General features: G+C 56.1%; 19 protein-coding genes and 1 CRISPR repeat array. Of the genes, 13 read left to right on the top strand and 6 right to left on the bottom strand.

Annotated elements, in window-relative coordinates; translation table 11 throughout:
• Positions 1-17: 17 nt before the first annotated feature.
• From PYTT_RS07665 to PYTT_RS07610, 12 genes are all read left to right on the top strand, one after another.
• Entirely contained in the window at positions 18-1,376 is a 1,359-nt protein-coding gene (locus PYTT_RS07665; protein ID WP_067777285.1) for a hypothetical protein, read from the top strand.
• 12 nt (positions 1,377-1,388) lie between these two features.
• The gene (locus PYTT_RS07660) at positions 1,389-2,261 is read left to right on the top strand and encodes a hypothetical protein (RefSeq protein ID WP_067777286.1); all 873 of its coding nucleotides are present in this window, start codon (positions 1,389-1,391) and stop codon (positions 2,259-2,261) included.
• 44 nt (positions 2,262-2,305) lie between these two features.
• Complete coding sequence (locus PYTT_RS07655) at positions 2,306-2,779, top strand: hypothetical protein (protein ID WP_067777287.1); 474 nt, start codon at positions 2,306-2,308, stop codon at positions 2,777-2,779.
• A 287-nt stretch (positions 2,780-3,066) separates the two neighbouring features.
• Entirely contained in the window at positions 3,067-4,257 is a 1,191-nt protein-coding gene (locus tag PYTT_RS07650; protein WP_067777289.1) for a hypothetical protein, read from the top strand.
• A gap of 62 nt (positions 4,258-4,319) precedes the next feature.
• On the top strand, positions 4,320-5,486 hold the full coding sequence (locus PYTT_RS07645; RefSeq protein WP_067777291.1) for a hypothetical protein: 1,167 nt from the start codon (positions 4,320-4,322) through the stop codon (positions 5,484-5,486).
• Positions 5,487-5,659: 173 nt separating this feature from the next.
• Positions 5,660-6,136 carry a hypothetical protein gene (locus tag PYTT_RS07640; protein ID WP_067777293.1) on the top strand — a complete coding sequence of 159 codons (477 nt, stop codon included), beginning with the start codon at positions 5,660-5,662 and terminating at the stop codon, positions 6,134-6,136.
• Positions 6,137-6,362: 226 nt separating this feature from the next.
• Positions 6,363-7,904 (top strand): carbohydrate porin, encoded by a 1,542-nt coding sequence (locus PYTT_RS07635; RefSeq protein ID WP_141675868.1) that lies wholly within the window; start codon positions 6,363-6,365, stop codon positions 7,902-7,904.
• A 163-nt stretch (positions 7,905-8,067) separates the two neighbouring features.
• Positions 8,068-9,654 carry a Ppx/GppA phosphatase family protein gene (locus PYTT_RS07630; RefSeq protein ID WP_067777297.1) on the top strand — a complete coding sequence of 529 codons (1,587 nt, stop codon included), beginning with the start codon at positions 8,068-8,070 and terminating at the stop codon, positions 9,652-9,654.
• Positions 9,655-9,669: 15 nt separating this feature from the next.
• Positions 9,670-11,757, top strand: a complete 2,088-nt coding sequence (gene ppk1, locus PYTT_RS07625; RefSeq protein WP_067777299.1) for a polyphosphate kinase 1 — start codon at positions 9,670-9,672, stop codon at positions 11,755-11,757.
• 45 nt (positions 11,758-11,802) lie between these two features.
• Positions 11,803-12,600: a WecB/TagA/CpsF family glycosyltransferase gene (locus PYTT_RS07620; protein ID WP_067777301.1), complete on the top strand. Its 798-nt coding sequence runs from the start codon at positions 11,803-11,805 to the stop codon at positions 12,598-12,600.
• Between the two features lie 229 nt (positions 12,601-12,829).
• Positions 12,830-13,312 carry an acetolactate synthase small subunit gene (gene ilvN, locus PYTT_RS07615; RefSeq protein ID WP_067777304.1) on the top strand — a complete coding sequence of 161 codons (483 nt, stop codon included), beginning with the start codon at positions 12,830-12,832 and terminating at the stop codon, positions 13,310-13,312.
• A gap of 229 nt (positions 13,313-13,541) precedes the next feature.
• A complete protein-coding gene (locus PYTT_RS07610) occupies positions 13,542-14,066 on the top strand; it encodes a low molecular weight protein-tyrosine-phosphatase (protein WP_067777306.1) in 525 nt (174 codons plus the stop codon).
• A 20-nt stretch (positions 14,067-14,086) separates the two neighbouring features.
• Positions 14,087-14,650: direct repeats of the CRISPR family, unit length 36 nt; unit sequence GTTTTGCCTTGAATCCAAAGTAAGGCATGGTACAGT.
• A gap of 58 nt (positions 14,651-14,708) precedes the next feature.
• Here the strand turns inward: PYTT_RS07610 and cas2 are convergent.
• From cas2 to ilvC, 6 genes are all read right to left on the bottom strand, one after another.
• A complete protein-coding gene (cas2, locus tag PYTT_RS07605; protein WP_067777308.1) occupies positions 14,709-15,041 on the bottom strand; it encodes a CRISPR-associated endonuclease Cas2 in 333 nt (110 codons plus the stop codon).
• Positions 15,005-15,940 carry a type II CRISPR-associated endonuclease Cas1 gene (gene cas1, locus PYTT_RS13040; protein ID WP_067777312.1) on the bottom strand — a complete coding sequence of 312 codons (936 nt, stop codon included), beginning with the start codon at positions 15,938-15,940 and terminating at the stop codon, positions 15,005-15,007. The genes cas2 and cas1 overlap by 37 nt, the downstream gene beginning before the upstream one ends.
• Before the next feature lie 3 nt (positions 15,941-15,943).
• Positions 15,944-19,303, bottom strand: coding sequence for an HNH endonuclease domain-containing protein (locus PYTT_RS07595; protein WP_067777314.1), 3,360 nt, complete (start codon positions 19,301-19,303; stop codon positions 15,944-15,946).
• Positions 19,304-19,467: 164 nt separating this feature from the next.
• On the bottom strand, positions 19,468-20,133 hold the full coding sequence (locus PYTT_RS07590; protein WP_067777316.1) for a FadR/GntR family transcriptional regulator: 666 nt from the start codon (positions 20,131-20,133) through the stop codon (positions 19,468-19,470).
• 36 nt (positions 20,134-20,169) lie between these two features.
• Positions 20,170-20,961: an ABC transporter ATP-binding protein gene (locus PYTT_RS07585; protein WP_067777317.1), complete on the bottom strand. Its 792-nt coding sequence runs from the start codon at positions 20,959-20,961 to the stop codon at positions 20,170-20,172.
• 107 nt (positions 20,962-21,068) lie between these two features.
• A complete protein-coding gene (gene ilvC / locus PYTT_RS07580) occupies positions 21,069-22,049 on the bottom strand; it encodes a ketol-acid reductoisomerase (RefSeq protein ID WP_067777318.1) in 981 nt (326 codons plus the stop codon).
• A 673-nt stretch (positions 22,050-22,722) separates the two neighbouring features.
• Here ilvC and PYTT_RS07575 point away from each other — a divergent pair.
• Positions 22,723-23,520, top strand: a complete 798-nt coding sequence (locus PYTT_RS07575; RefSeq protein ID WP_176712518.1) for a polysaccharide pyruvyl transferase family protein — start codon at positions 22,723-22,725, stop codon at positions 23,518-23,520.
• The last annotated feature ends 80 nt before the right edge of the window (positions 23,521-23,600 follow it).

Raw genomic sequence — 23,600 nt, 5'->3', positions numbered from 1 at the left:
AGAACCCTATCGACCCCATGACCATCCGCCAGCATCTCAGCCTCATCCCGGCCACCCTTGCACTCGGCCTCTCCCTCCTTGCAACCGCCACCGCCCAATCGGACGGCACACAGGAACCGGGCTGCTCCGAAACAATCACCTGTCAGGCACAACTGGAAAACCACCTTCAAGCCATACTGGCCCATTATCAGGAACTGGAAAACCAACTATCCAAAGCCACCACCCAGGCAGGAGCCAAAGACATCTGGAATATGATACATCGCGAAATGGGAAACGAGCTGCAAAACAGCTCGTTCATCCGCGACGATCTCCAAGGCATACCATTCAAAGAACAAAAACGCATTCTGGAGCCTTACAGAGAGAAAATGCAAAGCATCGACAGCAAACTGTCCATACAACTCAAAAGACTCGGCTTCGACAAACGCAGTATCGCTTACTACATGGACCAGATAGATCCCATCCATTCATTCATCGAAGCCTGGGAAAGCCTTGTTTATCAATATCCGGAAGAATCCGATGCCGACGAACTATTCCAGCAATATCTTGCACGGCTCGACAATCACGACAAACTTCTCTCCTCCATCCGCACACCGAACGACAGGCAACGCGTCGAAGAAACAATCGACACCATCCGAATTTTGCACGACGAGCTACAAGAAAAGAAGATAACGCGCTTACGACCAAATCATTTTAACAGAATTAAGAATGATGATTGGACAAACGAGCTGCAGGATTTGTTGCAAAAATTGCCTCCCGAAACACAAAAACGTCTCTATGACAAATACCTCCCCCTGACTCAACCCTTCCTCCATCTCCCCTCCGGAAAAGCTTCCGGACAATACCATTACCTCGTCTACCAGTCGGAACCTCTGCTGCAATACCTCTCCCGGCGATACCAAGAACAATACATGCTGCAAAAGGCACAGGAAAACATCACAGAACAAAAACAAGACAACTTCCCTGTCGGCATGCCCGAAAAAGAAATCCTCATTCGTCAAAACATTGCCCTGACAAACCAACTGAGCAACCTTCTCTCCGAAATAACAGGCAAAGCGGCAGCAGCCGCTGCAGGACCACATGCTTATGATTTGAAAAACAGATTACTGGAAAACAGGGAACTACTCATCTGCTCGGATGACGTCTCGCCTGAAGAACAAACCCGCATCGACCGGGCATATGGCGAGCACATGCAACAGGCAACCGACAAACTGAACAGACAAGTACAACGCCTGGCATCGAAAAAGACCTACCGCAACAATGACCTCTCCGACATCGTAGCAGAACTATCTCCCGAACAGAAACCACAACAGCAAAACAACGCCACCCCCGTCGCAGACCAAACGGAAAAAGCCCAGCCGGAAACGGACGAAAATTAACCCCGCACCCGCATGAACGCCAACCTCCTCCTCACAGCCTGCCTGCTTGCGGCCAACATCAGTCATGCGCAGAACACCCCCGGCACGGCACGACAGACGGAACCCGCCACCCCACAAACGGAACGGCAGCGACACGCCAACACCTACGAAACACATGTCCAGGGAATGATCGCCCATAAAACGGCGCTCGCAAACGCTCTGGCACAAGCCACGGACAAAAACACCGCAGAAACGGCAGCACGGAAAGCCGCGCAAACTTACCGGCAAATGCACGACTACTTCAGCAGCACCCTGCCCGGCATCAAAACAGCGCTTGAAGAACTCCCCGTCAGCGAAGTCGACGCGATCACCAGCCGCCACCAACAAGCCAGAGAGACTGCCGAACAGGCTCTCGACAAAGAAGTCCTCCGCATCAGACTCCATGATGCCTTCGGCAACGAACCGTTGGCACACCTCATCACCGACATCATCGCCTCCGGCCTTATCCCCGTGGCAAACCTCCAGCAGGAACTGACCGACCCGGAAGCGCTGCAGAAACTCGAACACGCCATGCGGGCATATTACACCCAAATGATCGGCAACCTTCAAACCCTCCTTGCGGAAATACAGTCCATACACGACAAAACCACGGCCGACGCCGCAGCCGCCCGCATACGAACATTCTTCTCCGAACAGCAAAAAACGGAAGAAACCGCATTCGCCGACATGGTGCATACATACGGAACCCCGCCGGATACCCTCAAACAAAAAATCATGGACGAATTCCTCCCTCAACTCCGGCAATGCCAGACAACGAGCGAAGAACTGAAACACAAACTCGAACAAACAAACTTCTACGGCTCACAGGAACTGCAAAAAGCCCTCAATCAGCAACCTGAAGCCTGACCTCAACAGACAAACGCCACCTCTTCCCCGCCAACAAAACAACCATGAACAAAACAATCAAACACATACGCGCAGCCCTCATCCTTGGCACGGCTGCACTCACCCCCGGACTCCTCCAAGCCGCTCCGGACACTCCTTCCGCCGCACCGTCCGCGGAAAAGAAAACCGAACCGGCAACTCTCGTCAAACAGATGGAAACGGCATACGACGAAATCAAAACACAACTGAACGGCATCCATGACAGGCCAACCGCAGATGCCGCCGCCGCACAGCTGAAAAACGCCAAAACAGCACTCTCAGCCATCGGCGCCTCCTTGAACCAAACCATGCTTACCTCGGGGGAAAAACAGCAGTTGCTCGACATAAGCAGCAACATCGGGAGGCTCCTCGCACAAAACAAGGCCATCCTCGAATCGAACGAATATTACGGATCGGATGAACTCCGGGCAGCCATGCAGGCATTCTTCATCCCCATGAAAAAGAACGCAGACGGAGCCTACATCCTGCCCATGTCATAAAAACGGCTCATTCCGCCTGCCCAGACACCCGGCACCATCCTTTCCATGAGGAAACTCATACGTTGAGTTTTCTCATTGTTTTTTGTCGGACAAATGCGTTTTGCGTGATCGATTGATCTTTTATAGTCAGCACAAAAAAAATATACGAATAAAAACGAAAACACGTTAACAAACAAAAAACTAGAAATATAAACAAACAGAAAGCCGACCATTATTTCAACGCAAAACAATGTATATTTTCGGACGAAGCTCATCTCAAACGTTATTTAATATAAACATACAATCATATGAAAAAACATTCCCATCCCACATCGTGGCCGATCATACTCGGCATCGCCCTCCTCGCAACAGGCACGCAAACAGTCAAAGCCGCACAGCCGGAGCCCACACAACAGGCAGCACCCAGCACCGATCCCTCAGCCGACATCAAAGAACTGGAAACCATGCACCTTGCCATCCAATCCCGGTTGGCTGCAATCCATGACCGAGGCTCTGCCGATAAAACAGCCGAATGGCTACACGCAAACCGCCTCAAATGGGCCGGACTCGTCGCGTCCCTGCGTCGAACCCAATTACCCACGGAACTCGAAAAAAGAAAACTCGACATCCAGCATCGTACCGGCCTCCTGCTCCTGCAATATACTTCACAATTCGCAGCTCCGACAACCCTGATTGTATCGGACAGCGGCGTCACAAATGCCAGATTCCACGGATCGGACAAATTGTTGCACACGCTGTACGCCTGCTTCGCCCCGGTAAACGCAGAAGACACGGGCATGTACCACACGCCGCCATTATACAAACAGCTGCTCATTCATTACGGCATGATGCTACGCGCCGCCGAATCCATGTTCGCACACATCACCAACCAAGAATCTGCAGAAAGCACCGCCAAACGATTGTATACGCTCATGCACACCATGCAAACGCTGCAGGCAAGGATGCAAACACTGGCCCCTTTTCCCCGATGGGAAGACACACCTCCCTTCAATAATATCGGCTACATGCCCCTCATTCGGAAGCACATCCTTCAACTCTCCGAAACTGATTACCATGAATCGTTGGCTCTGAAACTAATCTGCGAAACCATCTTCCTCCCTCCGTCTGGCCTCTCCGTCCATCAAGAACTGCTCGCACAGCAGGAATGCGACCTCTACACGGTCATCCAGCAAGAATTGGCCTCCGTCCATGACAAAGATTCCGCCGAAAATACCCTTCTCCTCATTCGGCCATGGTTGCAAAAACTCGACTCTCTTCATACACATTTCGCCATCAACTGCCACTCCTCGCAGACGATGCCCGCGCGCTGCCAAAAAATGTGCGAATACGGCTCCGCCTTCACCGACACCTGCTTCCATCTGATGCAAAACAATTACTATAATGCACCGGACCTGCAAAAAGTCGTCGAATCGCTTATCCGGAACCTCCCAACACATGCCGAACTCTACCGCCACGATATGAACGACGAAGCTACCTGACAACAAACACCCTCTGAGTCCACACCACAACAACCATCATCTCATCCAAACACATTCATTCCATGCATCCCCTCCGCACATATACAACCCATGCCGCGCTCTGTTGCCTCGGCATCGCCCTCTTCGCGGCAAGCACAGGAAAGGTATCGGCCGAACCGGCTGCCGACCTGAAAACCGCCTTGCAGCAAATAGCACCCGACACCGATCCCGCAGCCAACATCAAAGATATGGAAACCCTGAACCATATCATGCAAGCTCAACTGCAGGGAATCCACGACCAGGCTACCGCTGACGAAGCCGTAGCCTTATTGCAACAGAGCAGGCTCAAATTGCGCACGATACTTCATCTCCTTTACCAACTCGACCTGCCGCCGGAACTCGACCGCCAAAAAATCTCTATTGAAAGCACGATCGGACGCATGCTTTTGACATATCGTGCTGAACTGAAAAATAAAGATTTTTACGGTTCGGACAAGTTGCGGCATGCCATGCATGACTTTTTCACCCCAGCAAAATACATGACGCTTTCTTATTATGTGTACCCTTCTCAATACACCAGATTGCAGAAAGTCTATGACACAACTTTGAAAGACACCATCGCCGCCCTCGCCCAAACGTCCGACAACACCTCAGCAGAAACCACCGCCGAAAACTTGCATTACGCTGCGCGCTCCCTGCGAAGCCTGCAGGCAAGAATGCAAAATCTGGATATCCAATCCGGTCTCAATCCAAGCTGCCCCACAGGCGATCCCTCCCTCCTCCCACAGATACAAAACCATATAAAGCAATTGCAAAGCGTAAAATATTACGACTCGCCGGCACTTCAGCAAACCTGCGAAACACTCTTCTCTCCCGTATCCGATCATTTCGAGTACATGGAAATACTCGCCCAACAGGAATGCGATCTCTATACAATCATTCTGGACTATCTGTCGATGATCGATGACGACACTTCGGCCGAAGACGCCCTCCTTCACACATGGCAATGGACCAGAAAACTCAATCAACTCCACACGAACATGGAACAAATTGCACCGCCATCCAACATAGCACAGCATGCCATACTCTCCCAGCGGAGAATCTCCATGGCACCTCGCTACGATCAAGCACTCTTCCGCCTCATACGCCAAATGGGAAATAAAAAATACTACGGATCGAACGAACTGGAATGCAACATGCAAGACCTCCTGCACTCAATCGGCCAAGGCATCGACCCGTCCATTCGTTGAGAGCCTGCCATCCGCAGCCGACAAACCTTCTCTTCCACTGCAGAGGGGAAGGTTCCTTATTCGAAGCAGAAACGCCACCGCATGGCCCGTACTCCGGAACCATCGTGTAATGCAAGACACCCCCGGCCACCATCCTTGACACCCCGACCTACCCAAGCTATCATCTTACCGGAATGATACGCACAATCTCACTGACGCTCCCCGTCTTCGGCATCTTCACCGCCGCCGGACTCGCCGAAACCGCTCCTGCCTCCGAATCGGCCCAGCCTGAAACTGCCGCCGAACAGACTCCCAACCCCAACCCCGACGACGAACGCATCGAAAAAGCCTATACCGACCTCATCGTCGCCTTCGGAAAACTCGACGCCATCCTCGAAGGCACCACCAGCAAAGCACAAGCCGACCTCATCGCACCGCTCTTCCTCGCAATGCTGGATCAAATCAAAACCATCTTCGCCCATGCGGCCCAATTATCGCCATCCCCTGAAATGATGGAACCCATCATGAAAGTCTACGAACCGGCACTGGAAAAATACAATCAAAGCATCGATACCCACATCGACCGCATCCTCAACAACAAATGCTACGGCTCCGACGCCATGCAAAAAGCTATCGGAGAATATTTCAAACCTGCCCGAAACAAACCGTAACCGCACCACTGCCGGGCAAATCGCCCTCACACAGCCAGCATCCTAAAACGGATATACCCCCATTGATCAACAAGCCGCGCCATGCAAAATGGCGCGGCTTCTCCGCATACGCTCATCCAGCCATACACGTTAGAAAAACAATGCATTCCGAATAACAGTTATTGAACAACCGAACGAACCGCAGGCATCTCACCCGGTGAACGGAAACCTCCGCACCACTCAAACCATGAAAACCACCGAACCGACCCAAACCTTGAAAAAGGCCATGGCCACGGCTACAGGCACCCTGCTTATTGCCGCATCTGCCATCGCCTCGGCCTCCCAGGCGCCAGCCTCCGCAGACAACACCGGCACACAGCAGGCCGATCTCCCGAAATACCTCAACACGCGGCAGGGTTTCGACGTCCACGCCCTGCCCGAAGACCAGGTAAGCCCCAGCCTGCAAAAAGGCATGCCTGCCCACAAACAGCTCATGAAACGCACCAAAGGCGTCTCCACCCCCGACGCAGTCATCCAGCAGAACCGCAAGGACGACTCCGGCAGCCGCCTCGTCTTCTTCCCCTCCACCCCGCCGAAAATGATGCCCTACCTCGACGGCATCTACGTCTTCGGCAACACCTGCATCCAGCCGGGAGCCGTCATCAATGAAGACCCGCTCTCCACAGGCGCGCAAATCGTCAAAAACCGCCTGTCCGACGTAGGCTTCCAGTACTCCTTCAACCACGGCTTCAACTACACCGGCATCACCGGCCCCCGCCCCATCGGCGGCCAGCGCGACTTCACCTCCTACAACGCCTCATTGCTCGCCAACTGGTTCCTCATGCGCACCCGGGACGGCAGCCAGGGCCTCTTCATCGCCACCGAATGGGACTGGGGTGACGGCATCAACTACAACCAGCGCAACGGCGGCCCGAACAAAAGCCTCGGTTCCCTGCAGAACCCCGCGGCCTCCTCGCGCGGCGGCGGCTCCTACCTCGCCAACGTCAGCCTCGGCTACAGCGCGTTCGACGGCAAACTCGTCCTCATGGTAGGCCAGCTCGACGCCACCAACTACCTCGACCAGAACGCCTACTCCGCCAGCGGCTTCAACAACCTCCTCAACGAATCCTTCGAATTCAACCAGGCCCTCCCCATCCCCTTCGGCGCCTGGGGCTACCACGTCGCATGGCAGCCGGTCAAATCCTTCTACCTCATGGCCGTCTCTGCGGGCAACAACTACCAGCTCAACCACAACCCCTTCCAATACATCAACAAAAACGCCTGGACCAACATGATGGAAGCAGGCTTCGTCTCGGACGACTTCATGGGCTGGGGGCCCGGCACCATCCGCTTCCAATATGCATGGACCCGCACCGGCAGTGAAAACGGCAACGCCGTCGGCATCAACTGGCAGCAGCAGCTCGGCAAACACAGCACCCTCGGCTGGTTCGGACGCCTCGGCTGGGCCGACCCCGATGCCGCCGCCATCAACGGAGTCAAATCCGCCGTCACCACCGGCCTCGTCTGGCAGGCTCCATGGGCTGCTGCAGGCCCCTTCCGCTACGCCAACAACGACCAGCTCGCCCTCGGCTTCCTCTGGCTCACCCCGGCAGACAGCATCAAACCCGTCCGCAACAACAACGAATACGGCATCGAACTCGCCTACGTCATGCAAATCACCCCCACCATGACCATTGAGCCGGACATACAAATCACCCGCAACCCCGTACACGGCAACGGCAAAGACACCAACGTCGTCTTCCAGATCCAGAACACCTGGCACTGGTAAACCCACGCTGACCGGCACGCCACACGCACGGCGCAGCGCCCCGCTAAGGAGCGTTGCGCCGCACTGCGTCCCGCCCACAACGAAAATGTGACGCAAAAGTCACAGAAAAGCCCCACTTGGGACTTGATGAAAAAGAACATCTGACATATCGTCTCTCTAGAACATGACATCCGACTCCGCCACTCCCGACCCTCAAACCGCCGCCGCCCCCGGCGAAGCGGCAGCCCTGCGTGCCGTCATCTTCCTCGGCGCCAGCTCCATGGACCTCATGATCAGCGAAACGGCAGGAGAAAACGCCCGCATCATCGACGTCCTCACCCAGCCCGTCCCCCTCGCCCGCGACATCTTCCGCAAAGGCTACATCTCCCGCGCCACCATGGACCGCTGCGTCCAAATCATGGACGACTACATGGCCCTCCTCCGCGAATACGGCACCGGAACCACCCTCGACATCAGCTTCCTCGCCACCAACATCGTCCAAGACATGGCCAACATGGACACCTTCATGAACCGCCTCCACATCGCGCACGGCCTCCGCCTCCGCGTCATCGACGACGGTGAAATGACCCGCCTCATCTACATGAGCGTCCGCGCCGTCCTCCGGAAAAACCCCGACCTCCTCAAAAAACGCGTCCTCGTCGTCCACGCCGGCCCGGGCAACACCCGCCTCCTCCTCTTCGAAAAAGGCCGCATCACCCGCTACTCCAGCTACCGCCTCGGCACCCACCGCACCGGAGAAACCATCGGCGACATCGACTACAGTGACGACTCCACCGAAATCACCCTCGTCCGCGAACACATCCGCGGCCAGATCGACCAGATCCAGCACGACTTCCACAACATCTCCCCGCCCGACACCATCATCATCATCGGCGCGGAAATCCAGAAACTCCTCCCCCTCCTCAACCCCAAAAACAACGCCGCCATCAACGCGGCGGACATCTCCTCCCTCGCCGAAAACATCGCCAGCAAATCGGTAGAGCAACGCATGATCAAACTCGAGCAGGACTACTCCAGCATCGCCTCCGTCCTCCCCGCCCTCATCATCAACCTCTCCATCGCCCAGCTCTTCGGCAGCTCCCGCATCATCATCCCCCCCACCAACTACGGCACCGACTTCCTCAACAGCCTCATCCTCTCCCACACGGACACCATGGCGCTCGAAGACGAAGTCCTCCACTTCGCCGCCCTCCTCTCCGACCGCTACCAAGCGGACCGCGCCCACAGCCGGCAAGTCGCCAAACTCGGCTGCATGCTCTTCGACGCCCTCCAGAACCTCCACCGCCTCGGCAAACACGACCGCCTCCTCCTCCACGTCGCCGCCATCCTCCACGAAATCGGCACCTACATCAACCCCAAGCGCCACCACCAGCACTCCCAATACATCATCCTCAACAGCGAACTCTTCGGCCTCAGCCGCTCGGACGTCGAAATCATCGCCCTCCTCGCCCGCTACCACCGGCACGGAGCCCCCACCACCGACGAACCCACCTACGCCGAACTCGAACCCCTCGACCGCCTCCGCGTCCAGAAACTCGCAGCCATCCTCCGCGTCGCAGACGCCCTCGAACGCTCCCACTCCCAGCGCATCCGCAAACTCGGCGTCCGCATCGCCGACAAACGCCTCGAAATCCTCGTCGAAGGCCTCAACGACATCACCATCGAAAACATGGCCATGAGCCAGAAAGGCGACCTCTTCACCGACATCTTCGGCTACGAAATCGCCCTCATCCCCACCTTCAGCCGCTAACTGCACCACCCCACCATGAACGAATACATCAACCGCGAACTCTCATGGCTCGAATTCAACCAGCGCGTCCTTGACCAGGCCAAACGAACCAACCTCCCCCTGCTGGAACGCATCAAATTCCTCGCCATCACCGCCTCCAACCTCGACGAATTCTTTCAGGTACGCGTCGGCGGCCTCCAAATGCTCCGCAGCGCAGGCTCCCGCGCCCGCGACATCTCCGGCCTCACCCCCACCAAACAGCTCCAACTCATCCGCAAACGAGTCGGCACCATGATCGCCGACCAGTACAAACTCATCAACGAGGAAATCCTCCCGCTGATGGAAATAGACAAAATCAGCCCCATCCTCCTCAAACACCTCCGCGAACCCCAGCGCCTCGACCTCGAACGCCACTTCCTCACCCAGGTCGCCCCCCTCCTCACACCGCTCGACATGGAAGTCGACACCCCTCCCATCCTCCCCTCCCTCAACCTCATCATCGGCGTCGAACTCATCGACCCCGACACCGGAACAACCCGCTTCTGCGCCGTCACCATCCCGGACAACCTCCCCCGCCGCATCCCCATCCCGGACTCCGAAGAAGAAGCCTACATCCTCCTCGAAGACCTCATCGGCGCGCACATCTCCTCCCTCTTCCCCGGAGAAACCCTCCTCCACCACACCCTCTTCCGCGTCACCCGCAACGGAGACATCGCCGTCCAGGAAGAAGACGCCCTCGACCTCGCCGACGAAATGGAAGAAGTCCTCGTCGCCCGCAAATTCTCCGAATGCGTCCGCCTCGAACTCCCCGCCGGCACCCCCACGCCCCTCGTCCGCCGCATCCAGCAAATCACCGGAGCAGGCAACAACGAAACCTACCTCCTCAAAGGCCCCCTCCGCCTCACCGACTTCATGGACATGGCCTTCGCCCCCGGCAACGAAAACCTCAAAGTCCCGGCATGGGCTCCCCAGCCCTCCCCGGAAATCGACCCCTCCCTCAGCATCTTCGACAACATCGCCAACACCGGCGGCATCCTCCTCAACCACCCCTACGAAACCTTCGAACCCGTCCTCCGCCTCGTCGAAGAAGCCGCGGACGACCCCAGCACCATCGCCATCAAACAAGTCCTCTACCGCACCGCCAAACAATCCCGCATCGTCGCCGCCCTCAAACGCGCCGCCGAAAACGGCAAACAGGTCACCGTCCTCATCGAACTCAAAGCCCGCTTCGACGAAGCCAAAAACCTCGAAAAAGCCGAAGAACTCCAGCGTGCCGGAGTCCAAATCGTCTACGGAGTCAAAGGCCTCAAAACCCACGCCAAAATCTGCCTCGTCATCCGCCGGGAAAACGGCCTCCTCCGCCGCTACTGCCACCTCGGCACAGGCAACTACAACGAAACCACCGCCAAAATCTACACCGACATCTCCTACCTCACCTGCGACGACGACCTCGGGGCCGATGCCTCCCAATTCTTCAACACCGTCACCGGCCGCACCAAACTCACCCGCTTCCGCAAACTCTACCCCTCCCCCGCCATGATGAAAGCGCGCCTCCTCGAACTCATCGCCGGGGAAGCCGAACGCGCCCGGCAGGGAGAACCCGCCGAAATACAGGCGAAAATGAACAGCCTCAACGACGTCCAAATCATGGACGCCCTCCAGGAAGCCGCCGATGCCGGCGTACGCATCAGCCTCAACATCCGCGGCATCTGCTGCTTCAAACCCAACACCCCCAAAGCCGCCAAACACATCCGCATCGTCAGCATCGTCGACCGCTACCTCGAACACGCCCGCATCTTCCACTTCCGCCACGGCGGCGAACACCGCCTCTACATCGCCAGTGCGGACTGGATGACCCGCAACCTCGACAAACGCGTCGAACTCATGATCCCCATCGACGACCCCCGGCACATCCGCCGCCTCCGCAACATCCTCGACGCCTGCTTCAAAGACAACACCCAGGCCTCCCTCATCCTCCCGGACGGCACCTCCCAACCCCTCAAACCCGGCGGCAAAACCAAAACCTTCCGCATGCAGGAACACCTCACCAAAGAAGCCAAACGCCTCGCCAAAAACAAAGAACGCCAAATGCAGCAAATGCTCGAACCCTACCGCCCGCAGTAACGCGGACCGCACAGCACAAACCTCTCTCTTCCCCTCTCTCTACACATGCCTGCCGCCGAACCTCTCGAACGAGCCGACGTCTTCGGATTCCCCGTCGTAGCCGGAACCATGGACCAACTCATCGCCCACCTCATCACCACTGCGGAAACCCTCGACCGCCCAATCCTCATCGCCGCTGCGGATGCCCATGTCGTCACCCGCGGCGTACGCCAGCAGGAATACGGCAACCACCTCGACACCTTCGACATCATCTGCCCGGACGGCATGCCCGTCGTCTGGAAACTCAAACGCCAACCCACCCGCAACGCCCCCCACCGCCTCAGCGGGCCGGACATCATGAGCGAACTCTGGGACAAAGGCCAGCCCTCCCCCCACATCCGCCACTACCTCCTCGGCGGCAGCGAACAAACCCTCGCCACCCTCCGCGAAAAACTCCTCGCCCGCTACCCCGGCGCCCAGCTCGCAGGCAGCTACTCCCCGCCCTTCGGCACATGGGACGAAACCATCCAGCAAAACATCCTCCAGCGCATCGCCGAAAGCGGAGCCACCTGCATCTGGGTTGGCCTCGGCTGCCCCAAACAGGAAACATGGCTCGCCTCCATGCGCCACCGCCTCCCAGCCGCCCTCTACTTCGCCGTTGGCGCCGCCTTCGACTTCCACGCCGGAACCGTCCGCCGCGCCCCCCTCTGGATCCAGAAACGAGGCCTCGAATGGCTCTACCGCCTCTGCCGCGAACCCCGACGCCTCTTCAAACGCTACTTCACCTACAACAGCCTCTTCCTCTGGTACACCCTCACCGGGCGCAAACACAGCCCCGCCGCCACCCCGCCTCAACCTCACTGACAAACAACACACATACACGGAACACCGCTCCCGCCTCAGCCCGACCTTCACTCACCCTCTGGAACAAAAACCACAAATCATTCACTATCAACATGAATCTGTGAGCATCCGTGAAATCTGTGGCTCCCTGTAACACACCCACATCGCACCGGCACCCCCGCCCCTGCGACAATACCCTTGACCTCCCCTCCTCAATCCTGTATCCTCTACAGCTCATTGGACTATTAACATGACGTTACATACCATATCCGTATTAGTTGAGAACAAGTTCGGCGTCCTCACACGCATCGCCGGACTCTTCAGCGGTCGTGGATACAACATCCACTCCCTGAACGTCGCCCCGAGTCAGGTTCCCAGCTTCTCCCGCATGACCATCGTCGTCGACGAACAGGAAGAAACGCTGAACCAAATCATCAAGCAACTCAACAAACTAGTCAATGTCGTCGAAGTCATCGACTTCCGCAACACCGAAAACGTCTACCGCGAAATCCTCCTCCTCCGCGTCGGAGTCACCAAGGAAAACCGCTCCGAAATCCTCGAAGTCTGCAACGTCTTCCGCGCCCGAGTCGTGGATGCCACCAAAGACACCCTCACCATCGAAATCTCCGGCTCCGAATTCCGCATCGAACGCTTCGTCTCCATGATGCAGGAATACGACATCCAGCTCCTCACCCGCAGCGGACGCATCGCCGTCCCCAAACCTGAGAAGTAAAACCGACCGGAAACTTCACTCCCTTCAGGCGTGCCGTTGCAACAACGGCACGCCTTCTTCATACCCGCCACTCCCGCCAGCCATCCCCTAAAACACAAAACACAAAGCCAACCACACCCACTGCCGCCGGGCAACCGCCTCCCGCCACATCACCCGGCCAGCCTGCCAGCCTTCGACATTGCCACCCCGCTGCTGCCGTGCTACAATCTCCGCAAACTCCGCCACCGCCATGACCACCGAACCCGCACCCCCTGCCACCGCCCCGTACCGCGTCCTCTTCGTCTGCCTCGGCAACATCTGCCGCTCCCCCGCCGCCGAAATCGTCTTCGACAGCCTCATCCGCAAAGCCGGACTCGAACACAAAATCCAGGCAGACTCCGCCGCCACCTCCGACTACCACATCGGCGACAAACCCGACCGCCGCATGCTCGCCGCCCTCCAACACGAAGGCTACGCCTGGGGCGGCCACCTCGGCCGCCAGCTCACCCGCCGCGACTTTGAAACCTTCGACCTCATCGTCCCCATGGACAACGCCAACCTCCGCGACATCCTCGCCCTCGCCGGCAGCGGAGAACACCACGCCCGCATCATGCCCATGTGCAGCTACCTCCGCAACCACCCCGACCGCGAAATCCCCGACCCCTACTACGGCGGCCCCGAAGGCTTCACCCACGTCATCCGCCTCCTCGAAGACGGCTGTAACAACCTGTTAATAACAACAAAACATGCTCTTGAAAATGAGCATCGAAAATAATCTTATCAACATATCATCCGCGATTTACTTGAATCCAAAGTAAGGCATGGTACAGTTCGCGATTGAGACAGTGTCGCCTTCTTTATGTTTTGCCTCGAATCCAAAATCAGGCATGGTACAGTCAAAAAGCGGGTGACGAGGTAGGGAAATTCGTTTTGCCTTGAATCCAAAATAAGGCATGGTACAGTAATCGCTCTCGGTACAGGGATACGAGCCGGGTTTTGCCTTGAATCCAAAGTAAGGCATGGTACAGTAGACCACGGCATCCCCATGGTCATCAAGCAGTTTTGCCTTGAATCCAAAGTAAGGCATGGTACAGTAAGAGTGGCGGCTACGTTGTCAGTCTCAACGTTTTGCCTTGAATCCAAAGTAAGGCATGGTACAGTTAATTAGCATAGTAAATAGCTGGAATTATTGTTTTGCCTTGAATCCAAAGTAAGGCATGGTACAGTGAACAAACCCTGCCCCTCAAACCGGAATACGTTTTGCCTTGAATCCAAAGTAAGGCATGGTACAGTCATCTACGGAAACTAATGACCATCATGCACGTTTTGCCTTGAATCCAAAGTAAGGCATGGTACAGTAGATACCATGCCTTACTTTTATATTGAATATCTTAAATAGATTTCCTCGCAACGAGTCCTACCACAAAAGCATCTGTTCAGGCATGGAGATATCCGGTGGAGGCTTCGACTTTCCGTGAAAAATGTAGGTTTTGTCCCACTGGATATTGGTCACGAACATGCATCGCACCGAACCGTCAGGAGGCACCATGCTACGCAAGCGCCGGGCATGGGTTTCTATTCGTTCCTGAGTGACACAAGCCCGTGCATACACACTGTATTGCACCATCAGGTAACCGTCTTCCAACAGGTTTTTCCGAAACTGGATGTACTGTTTTTTGTCCTCCCGCGTGGTGGTCGGGAGATCGAAGAAGACTACGAGCCAGCCCATTTTATAGTTGATATTGTCCATGGTTCATAAGGTCCGGACTGGTGAGACAACACCGCCTGCCGGAAGCTTCGGCATACGGCTTCCAGAGAGGCGCGGATCGTTGTTGTTTTCCCGCGGCAGAAGGTTTCGGCATCCAGTGTGGAGATGATATGCCGCCGGTATTCCCGCGTGATTTCGGAGATGGAATCGGGAGACTCATCCTGCTCGAGTCCCCGGCGAATCCAGCGGGCGACATTGGCATCGAATGCCGGACGAAAGGGCTCCATCAGGTCATAAGCAAGCGGTGCGGCATGTTCCCGTGCCTGATGGAAGATGCCGAAAGCCGGGTCGAGCCCCAAGGCGTAAAGTTTTTGCAGAATGGAGGAGAGGAGTATGGCGTAGGCGTAGTTGAGCAGAGAATTATAGCCTTCTTCTTTGCGGCCGCGCCGAAAGTTTGCATCGGCAAAAGTATCGGCAAAGATACTCCAGAAGAGCCGCGCCGTGTCTGCTTCCCGGTTGGGGCGGCGGGATGTTGCCACGGCGCATATTTCTTCGATCTTCGGATGGAGTGGATTCCATGCCGTTGCCAGTTCTGCCTGATTGCCGCATTTGGCGGATAGCGTTTTATCCCAGAGGCGTTTTTTCAGATGGGCAGGCATGGTAGCGAGACTGCGGAGGGTAGCTGTGTCCGTAGCCCGGTCTGCCGGCAGGATGAGAGCCGCCGGTTTGTGGCTGTCGCACAGGATGAAGCCTATGCGACGTTTGGCTGCCTCGATGATGAGGTTGCTGGTCAACGTGGCTTTGAAGGAACTCACAATAATGGCGCCTACATCTTCGAGTGGTATGCTCTGGCGTCCGCTGTCGCTGATGCAACTAAGCTGCCCTCTTTCGCAGCTCAACTGGCAGGTATAAGCGTCGATGCTGAGGATATGATAGGACATAATTTATGGAGTTGTTCCGCAATAAGTGGTAGGTAAGATTTCCATGCCTTGCGAAAGCAGGGCTTTTATGCTAACGTTCTTCCAGTTTTCAGTCCTTGTGTCTTCGATCTTTCCGGCGTAGTACGGCCTCTGCAGATTGACTTTCAATCCCGACGATCCTTGATCCTGAATACTGCGCACTTTCCACATTCCGTTTTTGTCGCCGGATTTCTGATGACTCAACCGAATCAGCATGCCTTTTTTCAAGAGGCGCACATGGCGGCCATGATTGAGCTTGCGTAGTTCTTCGAGCCTTTTGTACACATTGTGGTGAGGAATCATGGTCGGTACAGGATCCAGCGCAATGGCAAAATTGTCTTTGATGATGATGACGCCGCGAATAGGCTGAAGTTTGGATGTTCCCGTCGGTTTGATGCCGACGAGCTTGCTGGCCTTTTCCGTAATCGGATTGCCTTGTTTATCCGTTTTCCGCGTTCGGATACGATTACCGTCTTTACCGATGCTGAGGCTTTTCTGCCTGATGACGACTTCCGAATTGTCGTCGATGTGTTGCCCGGGGGCAATGCCCCAAATGGTTTCTTCCAGTTTTGCGCCGCTCATGTCCGCCGGGATGTGTTGGACGACGCGGCCTTCGGAAAGTTTCGCCGCGATGGAGTTTTTCAATGTGGTAGGGAGGTCTCGAAGTTCGAGCTTCGATTCCTTCGTGATGGTATAATATCTTTTGCTGACAGCGGATTCTACTTCCTGGCGTACGTTTTCCGGCAGACGGCGTGCGGCAAGAGCTTTACGCAGGAGTCCGCTACGGTGTTCGGGAATGAGATGGGGAATCAGCCCCAGCACGCAGGCATCCAGAGCATGGTGCAGATGTGTCAGCCTGCGCAGGGTTTCCTTGTCCTGAATCCGGTGGGTGACAGGATCAACGGCCTCCGGACAGATTCCGGCAAGACAGCCTGCAACTTTCCATGCTTTGCGCACGGTTCCGGTGATGGCACCGGGTATCATGTCGACCGTGGCGTGAGGAAAGTTTTTGCGTACTCCCCGGGCCGCAATTTTCATCAGATGTGAGCTCTGTGTCATCATGCCTTCGGTAAAGTCGAGCTCGCTCTCTCCATTTGTCCCTTGTGAGGAGAGCCGATCCACCATCATGAGTTTTTTCCGCGTTTTCTTGCGTTTGGCATCGTCTGCATGTCCTTTCGTATCCAGTTTTTCGACAAATGTTTCATACTGTTTGACACTGACAATGTTTTGATTGCGGCCGGGCACCGATTGACCTTCACATTCCTTGATGAATTGGTAGGCGGTGCGTTTTCCTTTCATTTTATTGACTGCCAGCCATGTGAGAACGAGCGCGGAGAGGGCATCTGTTTTACGGTTGGCATAGGGAACGATGTGTTCCCTTTCGAGTTTCGGAAGGTCGTAGGGCATGTAAGTTTGTCCCGTAAAGGGGCATTGCCAATTCATGTCCATGGCGATGCGGCATTTGCGGATGAGTCCCGCGCTTGTGGCCATGTCCGGCGCATGCTTGGCGAGATAGGCAACGGCGGATTTGAAATGTTTCATACGCTCATTCAACTCGCTCTGGATTTGTTTGGAAGTCATTCCAGAGAATGCGCTCAACTCGCGCCCGACTTCGATGCAGAACCGTTCGACGCGGGAGGGATCGCCATCGGCGAATTCCCGGACGAGATCCTGCGTAAGCCGATCGAGAATCAGCATGCGGTGCCGGACAAGATGGTTATTGGTCAAAGCATCGAGCGGGAGCTTGTTCAGGTACTCGTTTTCTTTGGACGCAGGATCCAGCAGGCCGTACAGACAACCGTGCGAAGGCTTGTCTTCACCGTCCGGATGTTGTTCATCGAGGGCCGGTCTGGTCGGATCCTCTCCATTCATGATTTCATCAACGGCCTGACGCAGGACGGGACGGGCATAAGGAGCCCGCCCGCTGGCTGTTTTCGGCGCCAGCGGCTTGTCTTGCCATGCGATGGACGCATCGGCAGAAGCGTCCGTATCGTTTTTACGGGGCCGGGGCGCCTTTCTGCCCTGTTGTTTCGCGATGGCCAGATCAAGCGCCTGCGTATCTTCTCCGTGGCGAAGCATCATGTCTCGCAGGTAGGCGGGAGTACAGATTTTGCCTCGGCGAAGACGCGTTAGAGCAACTCTCCGTACGACAGAAGAAAGAGCATCATACAATCCGGTACGGTGCAGGCATTCCATAGCCGGATCCAGAATGAGTGCCTCTTCGCTATCGGGGTGAAGGTGGAAGTAATGATCGATATTGCTTTCTACATCTCCCATGAGGCGCATGATTTCCTTTTTGATTTTTGCGGCAGTCAGTTTTCCTTCCGCCCGGGCAGCTTGCATGAGTTCACACCGCACCTCGACAGGAAGGGGCAGACCGTTCGCCCGCAGGTTGTTCAAGATGCGGGCGAAGCGGTAGGCATAGAATTCGGGACAGTCTGCGGTCGGCACCTTGGCGACTTTGTCCGCAAGCGCCTGCGCCTCTTTTTCACTCATGCCGCTTGTTTTCGCCTGCTCGAAAGTATGCGCCCAAATAATGGGGCACCGGCGAATGATGCGATTGTCGAAACGCGGCAGCAACTGCCCGAACAGGAGGCTGCCACGATACCGTCTGGCGAGGCGTATTCCTTTTGCGGCCAGTTCGCTGCGCTGCTCGGTGGACAAGTCTTCCTGCTGGGCGATGAGTCGGATGATCTCCGGCGTCAATTCCTTGATGTGGGATGCACTGTGACGAAGAATGTCCAGTACTTCACGCTGGACGACATCGCGAGGAAATGCCGAGTTGAGCGTGCGGTAGGCGGGAGTGGATACGGTCATTGCTGCATCCGGAACATCCATATCCAGCTCCATGGCATGGCAGAGAGTGGCGCACATCGTCTCTGCGCCGAACTTCTGCATGAGGTGGCGCGCATTGTTTACTTTTTCCGTATCTTCTTTCGTGGAGACGGTCGCCCATGCGGCATTGTTATCATATCCCCGATTGTGGGCATACCAGCGCAGGATGTGCCAGACTTCAAGCGGAGAGAGTTGCCGGATGCCCTGCCACGCTTGAGCAGCGAGAAAGAACGGGGCCGGATGGCCGGGGGTGGCTTTTTCTTCCGGCGTCAAGATACCGGCCTGTACCAGCAACTTGCCGATTCTTTCAATACGGACGCGCCGCGAGCGGATATTGCGGCGCAGCCTTCGGTAATTCCGCCTCTGGAACGCCTGGCAATCGTCGGACGGAAAGAGTACAGTGCCGCAAGCGACAATGCCGGGATCTTGTTCCGGCTGTGCAGGAGCCTGCACAACAGCCCAACCGATAGAGGCGTAACCGACATCAAAAGAAAAGGTAATGTTTTGCATGTTAGATATTGACTATTGGAGTCAATATATCTATTATTCCTGTGGATTCAAGACAAAATTTGAAATGCAAACCGATTCCCCGGCTGCAAGCCAGCCACACCGGTCTTTCAAAGCATTTTCCGGCCCTTCCTTCGGGAAGGGCTTTTTTGTGGCTGGAGGCCGACTTATCCTCGAATACTCGCCGTGTCGAAGGCGACGATTTGCACGATGATGTTTTCCGCAGCGTCGGCGTGGCGGGAGCGGATGGCTTGCAGGAGATCGTCGTGCAGGGCCATCGCGGAGGGGGTGTATTGCTTTTCCTCGAGGAGGGTTTCGAGGTTTTGCCGGAGGTGGCCGATGATGATGCGGTAGAGATCGGCCAGTATGGGGTTGTGGGTGGCTTCGGCCACAAGAGCATGGAAGGCCATATCGTCTTCGATACCGTTGCCGTCCTTCTTCCGGCATTTGGCGAGGGCGGTTTCGAGGCGGGCGAGGTCTTCGTCCGTGCGGTGGGCGGCGGCGAGGCGGGCGATCTCTTTTTCGAGGGCTAGGCGCGCTTCGAGGATTTTGGAGAGTTCGGCTTCGTGCAGCCGGTTGTTCATGGCGACGGCGAAGCGGTTGTCCGCGATGACGTAGGTGCCGTCTCCGGGGCGGGCGGCGAGAATACCGGCATGGATGAGGGTCTGGACGGCTTCGCGGATGGTGTTGTGGCTGACGGAGAAGGTTTTGGCCAGTTCCGGCTCGGAAGGAATGCGGTCGCCGATCTTCCATTTGCCGAGGCGGATCATGTCTTCCATCGCGTCGAGGATCTGGCGGGCGAGGGTGCGGCGAACGGGTTTTTTGAGTTCCATGGCGGCAAGGCGGCGTGAGAGGTGAAGAATAAGGCGTCAGTCGATCACGGTCCAGAGCCGGCCCGTGTCGGTTTTGATGAGGCGAATGTCGAGGTCGAAGGCGTGGCGAAGGTTCTCTTCGGTGAGAACGGTTTCGCGGCTACCGCTGGCGGCGATTTCCCCGGATTTGAGAATCAGGCCGGTGGTGAATTCGGGCAGGATGTCTTCGATGCGCTGGGTGATGAAGATGATGGTGAGGTCGGGGCGGGTGGCGGCGAAGTCCGCAATGGTGCGGAGGAGGTACTCGCGCCCGGCGATGTCGAGGTAGACGCTGGGTTCGTCGAGAATCATCAGCTCCGGGCTGGTCATCAGGGCGCGGGCGATGAGGATTTTGACCTGCTCTCCCGAGGACATGGTGACGACGGTGCGATCCGCCAGATGCTCGGCGCGCAGGGCCTGCATGTGCCTGAGGGCGAGGGCTTCCTCTTCGGGCGTGGTGTCGCGGAAGAGGCCGATGGTGCCGTCGAGGCCGGAGAGAACGATTTCCCTGCCCGTCCAAGAGCGGTCGCCGAGCCACTGGTGCATGAAGGGGCTGACCCACGCGATGCGCTTGCGGTGTTCGACGAGGTTGACATGGCCGAAGGTTTCGCCCAGCGTTTGGATTTTCGCGCCGTAGAGGGGCCATGCGTAGCCCATCAGTAGCTTGACGAGGGTGGTTTTACCTGCGCCGTTGGCTCCGAGGATGAAGCAGCGGTCTCCCTGGGCGACCTGCCAGTTGATGTTGCGGAGGATTTCGCGGCCTCCGAGGAAGACGCGGGCATTTTCGATGTGGACGGCGGGGGTGCTCATGGCGCGGCGGCGGGCTGGGTGATGTAGAGAGAGGAAAAGGGGCGGAAGGAAGACGGGGCGCAGCCGTGTATCCGGCGGCGCCCCGTGCAGATGGGAAAGCAAGCGGTTTACTTGCGTTCGAAGAGGCTGCGGATCTTGGCGCCGACGATTTCGACGGGGTGCTGTCCGAGTTCTTCGCGCTTGGCCTTGAGGTTGGGGGCTCCCTTGGCGGCTTCTTCGAGCCAGTCCTTGGCGAACTTGCCGCTCTCGATGCGCTTGAGGGATTCCTTCATTCGTTCCTTGACGTCGGGCGTCAGGATCTGCGGGCCATTGTAGTACTCGCCGAATTCGGCGGTGTTGGAGATCACTTCGTTCATGCGCTGGATGCCGCCGGCGTAGATAAGGTCCACGATGAGCTTGGCTTCGTGTACGCATTCGAAGTAGGCCATTTCAGCCGGGTATCCGGCTTCGATGAGGGTCTCGAAGCCGTACTTCATCAGGTCGACCATGCCGCCGCAGAGGACGTTCTGTTCGCCGAAGAGGTCTTCGTAGGTTTCCTGAGCGAGGGTGCATTCGAGCACGCCGCCGCGGGTGAGGCCTTCGGCCTTGGCCATGGCGAGAGCCACGTTGCGGGCATTGCCGGAGGGGTTCTGATGCACGGCGATGAGGCCGGGGCAGCCGAAGCCTTCTTCAAAGACGCGGCGCACTTCGGTGCCGGGTCCCTTGGGGGCGACCATGATCACGTCCACATCGGCGGGCGGTACGATGGTGTTGAAGACGTAAGCGAAGCCGTGGGAGCAGCAGAGGGTCTTGCCCGGCTTAAGGTGGGGCTTGATTTCGTTTTCGTAGACGGCGCCGTGGTTTTCGTCCGGGAGGAGAATGTGGATCACGTCGGCCTTGTCAGCAGCTTCGGCGACGCTCATGACCTGGAAGCCTTCCTGCGTGGCAGCGTCAAAGGATTTGCCGGGGCGGACGCCGATGATGACGTTGAGGCCGGAGTCGCGCATGCAAAGCGCCTGTGCGCGGCCCTGCGCGCCGTATCCGATCACGGCAACGGTCTTGCCGTTCATCACGCTGAGGTCAGCGTCGTTGTCATGTATGATATCCATATGATGATGGTGTGTGATTGGTGAATTTCCAAACATTGGGTGTTTGGGTGGATGGAGTGTAACATGGCTCAGCGAATTTGCAATGCTTATTTCACAACAGGAAATCGTGAAGAATCAATCTCAGCGAACACATGGTCTTGGGTATCGGCTAGCATGAAATCGAAAAAACACGTATTTTTGACAGCCTGCGGATTTCAAATCAGCTTATCGCACATGTTATTTAATATTATTTTCATTTTATTCAATTTAAATTACATAACAATATATTGATATATTTTTTATCTTTTTATTGTTTTTTGCAATATAATTTCAAATCAAACATTTATAGCCATCTCCTCCCCATTGTATTTGCCATATGAAGCTTTATGGCAACCGACGACCGAGCAATGCTTGACTGCGGATTTGAAATCTGCTAGAACAGCCTTCGGTCGGATTCGCTTTGTTTCTCATTGACATCTGACATCAATGCTTTTTGCCCATGAAGAAGATCGCGACATACTGGTGGTCCACACCTTGTGAAGATATGATGAACTTCGGAGACCGCCTGACTCCCTATTTGCTTGAAAAATTACTGCCTGCCGGAGAGATCGGCTTCTTCCCGGTGACCCACCGGAACCGGGCCCGGCTATTGGTCATCGGTACTCTATTGCAGGATACATATCCGAACCGCGCCATGATGCTGCTGGGCACCGGCTTGTTTTATGAAATGACGCGCGTCTTCAAAAACGCCCGGGCATATGCCGTGAGGGGGCCTTTGACACGCCGTTGCCTGGGGCTCGGAGAAGAAACGGCTCTTGGTGACATGGGCATTCTGGCAAGAGACGTGTTCGGAGAAGCACCTCGTTCCGGGAAAATCGGAATTTTGGTTCATCATAGTGAGAGGCATCTTGCAGGACTGCAGAGATTCAAAAATGATCCTGGTTATCTTTACATCGACGTTTGCCGTGACGCTCCTGAAGTCGTTCGGGAAATCGCATCCTGCTCTGCCATCGTATCAAGTTCCCTGCACGGTCTTGTGATCGCCGACGCCTACCACATTCCCAACAAGTGGCTCAAACTTTCCGATTTCCCAGCTTTCAAATATAACGACTACTTTGCATCCATCGGACGCTCCGGAGAAGACTCCTTGTCTTTCTCTCTGGAGGATGTTCCTTCCTTCGAATGGCAGCCGATCGGATATATCGCCGGAATCGAGTCCTGCAAGGCAGGCTTGCGGGCCGCCGTTACGCGCATGGTTGAGGATATCCGGAACGATGGACTCCCCTTCGAATTAGACGATTGTTCCCTTGACCGCCATTTTACACGGTTCCGAAAGTGTAAAAAACAGGCGTATGCGCTCATTTCGCAACTTGCCCCCTGGCCCGGTCTTCGCAACTGGGGGATTAAAAAGGAAAGAGATATGGAAGCCATCCTGTCTCCGGAACAGCATCGATTACCGGCGTTCCATGGGGAAAACGGCCATTCTGTCTGAAATTTTTCCTATTTGCTTCTTGCTATGCCGTTTCGCCTCTTGGTATAATTGCTCATGTCCACGGCAGGAGTAACGGCACT

This window comes from Neoakkermansia glycaniphila (assembly GCF_900097105.1).
Lineage (GTDB): Bacteria > Verrucomicrobiota > Verrucomicrobiia > Verrucomicrobiales > Akkermansiaceae > Akkermansia > Akkermansia glycaniphila.
The sequence above is the reverse complement of the archived record's forward strand: the minus strand, read 5'-3'. Positions and strand labels throughout refer to the sequence as shown.

Bases quoted from the DNA above. Each gene is read 5' to 3' on its own strand.
- PYTT_RS07665 (WP_067777285.1), top strand. From the start codon at position 18: ATGACCATCCGCCAGCATCTCAGCCTCATCCCGGCCACCCTTGCACTC.
- PYTT_RS07660 (WP_067777286.1), top strand. From the start codon at position 1,389: ATGAACGCCAACCTCCTCCTCACAGCCTGCCTGCTTGCGGCCAACATC.
- PYTT_RS07655 (WP_067777287.1), top strand. From the start codon at position 2,306: ATGAACAAAACAATCAAACACATACGCGCAGCCCTCATCCTTGGCACG.
- PYTT_RS07650 (WP_067777289.1), top strand. From the start codon at position 3,067: ATGAAAAAACATTCCCATCCCACATCGTGGCCGATCATACTCGGCATC.
- PYTT_RS07645 (WP_067777291.1), top strand. From the start codon at position 4,320: ATGCATCCCCTCCGCACATATACAACCCATGCCGCGCTCTGTTGCCTC.
- PYTT_RS07640 (WP_067777293.1), top strand. From the start codon at position 5,660: ATGATACGCACAATCTCACTGACGCTCCCCGTCTTCGGCATCTTCACC.
- PYTT_RS07635 (WP_141675868.1), top strand. From the start codon at position 6,363: ATGAAAACCACCGAACCGACCCAAACCTTGAAAAAGGCCATGGCCACG.
- PYTT_RS07630 (WP_067777297.1), top strand. From the start codon at position 8,068: ATGACATCCGACTCCGCCACTCCCGACCCTCAAACCGCCGCCGCCCCC.
- ppk1 (WP_067777299.1), top strand. From the start codon at position 9,670: ATGAACGAATACATCAACCGCGAACTCTCATGGCTCGAATTCAACCAG.
- PYTT_RS07620 (WP_067777301.1), top strand. From the start codon at position 11,803: ATGCCTGCCGCCGAACCTCTCGAACGAGCCGACGTCTTCGGATTCCCC.
- ilvN (WP_067777304.1), top strand. From the start codon at position 12,830: ATGACGTTACATACCATATCCGTATTAGTTGAGAACAAGTTCGGCGTC.
- PYTT_RS07610 (WP_067777306.1), top strand. From the start codon at position 13,542: ATGACCACCGAACCCGCACCCCCTGCCACCGCCCCGTACCGCGTCCTC.
- cas2 (WP_067777308.1), bottom strand. From the start codon at position 15,041: ATGGACAATATCAACTATAAAATGGGCTGGCTCGTAGTCTTCTTCGAT.
- cas1 (WP_067777312.1), bottom strand. From the start codon at position 15,940: ATGTCCTATCATATCCTCAGCATCGACGCTTATACCTGCCAGTTGAGC.
- PYTT_RS07595 (WP_067777314.1), bottom strand. From the start codon at position 19,303: ATGCAAAACATTACCTTTTCTTTTGATGTCGGTTACGCCTCTATCGGT.
- PYTT_RS07590 (WP_067777316.1), bottom strand. From the start codon at position 20,133: ATGGAACTCAAAAAACCCGTTCGCCGCACCCTCGCCCGCCAGATCCTC.
- PYTT_RS07585 (WP_067777317.1), bottom strand. From the start codon at position 20,961: ATGAGCACCCCCGCCGTCCACATCGAAAATGCCCGCGTCTTCCTCGGA.
- ilvC (WP_067777318.1), bottom strand. From the start codon at position 22,049: ATGGATATCATACATGACAACGACGCTGACCTCAGCGTGATGAACGGC.
- PYTT_RS07575 (WP_176712518.1), top strand. From the start codon at position 22,723: ATGATGCTGCTGGGCACCGGCTTGTTTTATGAAATGACGCGCGTCTTC.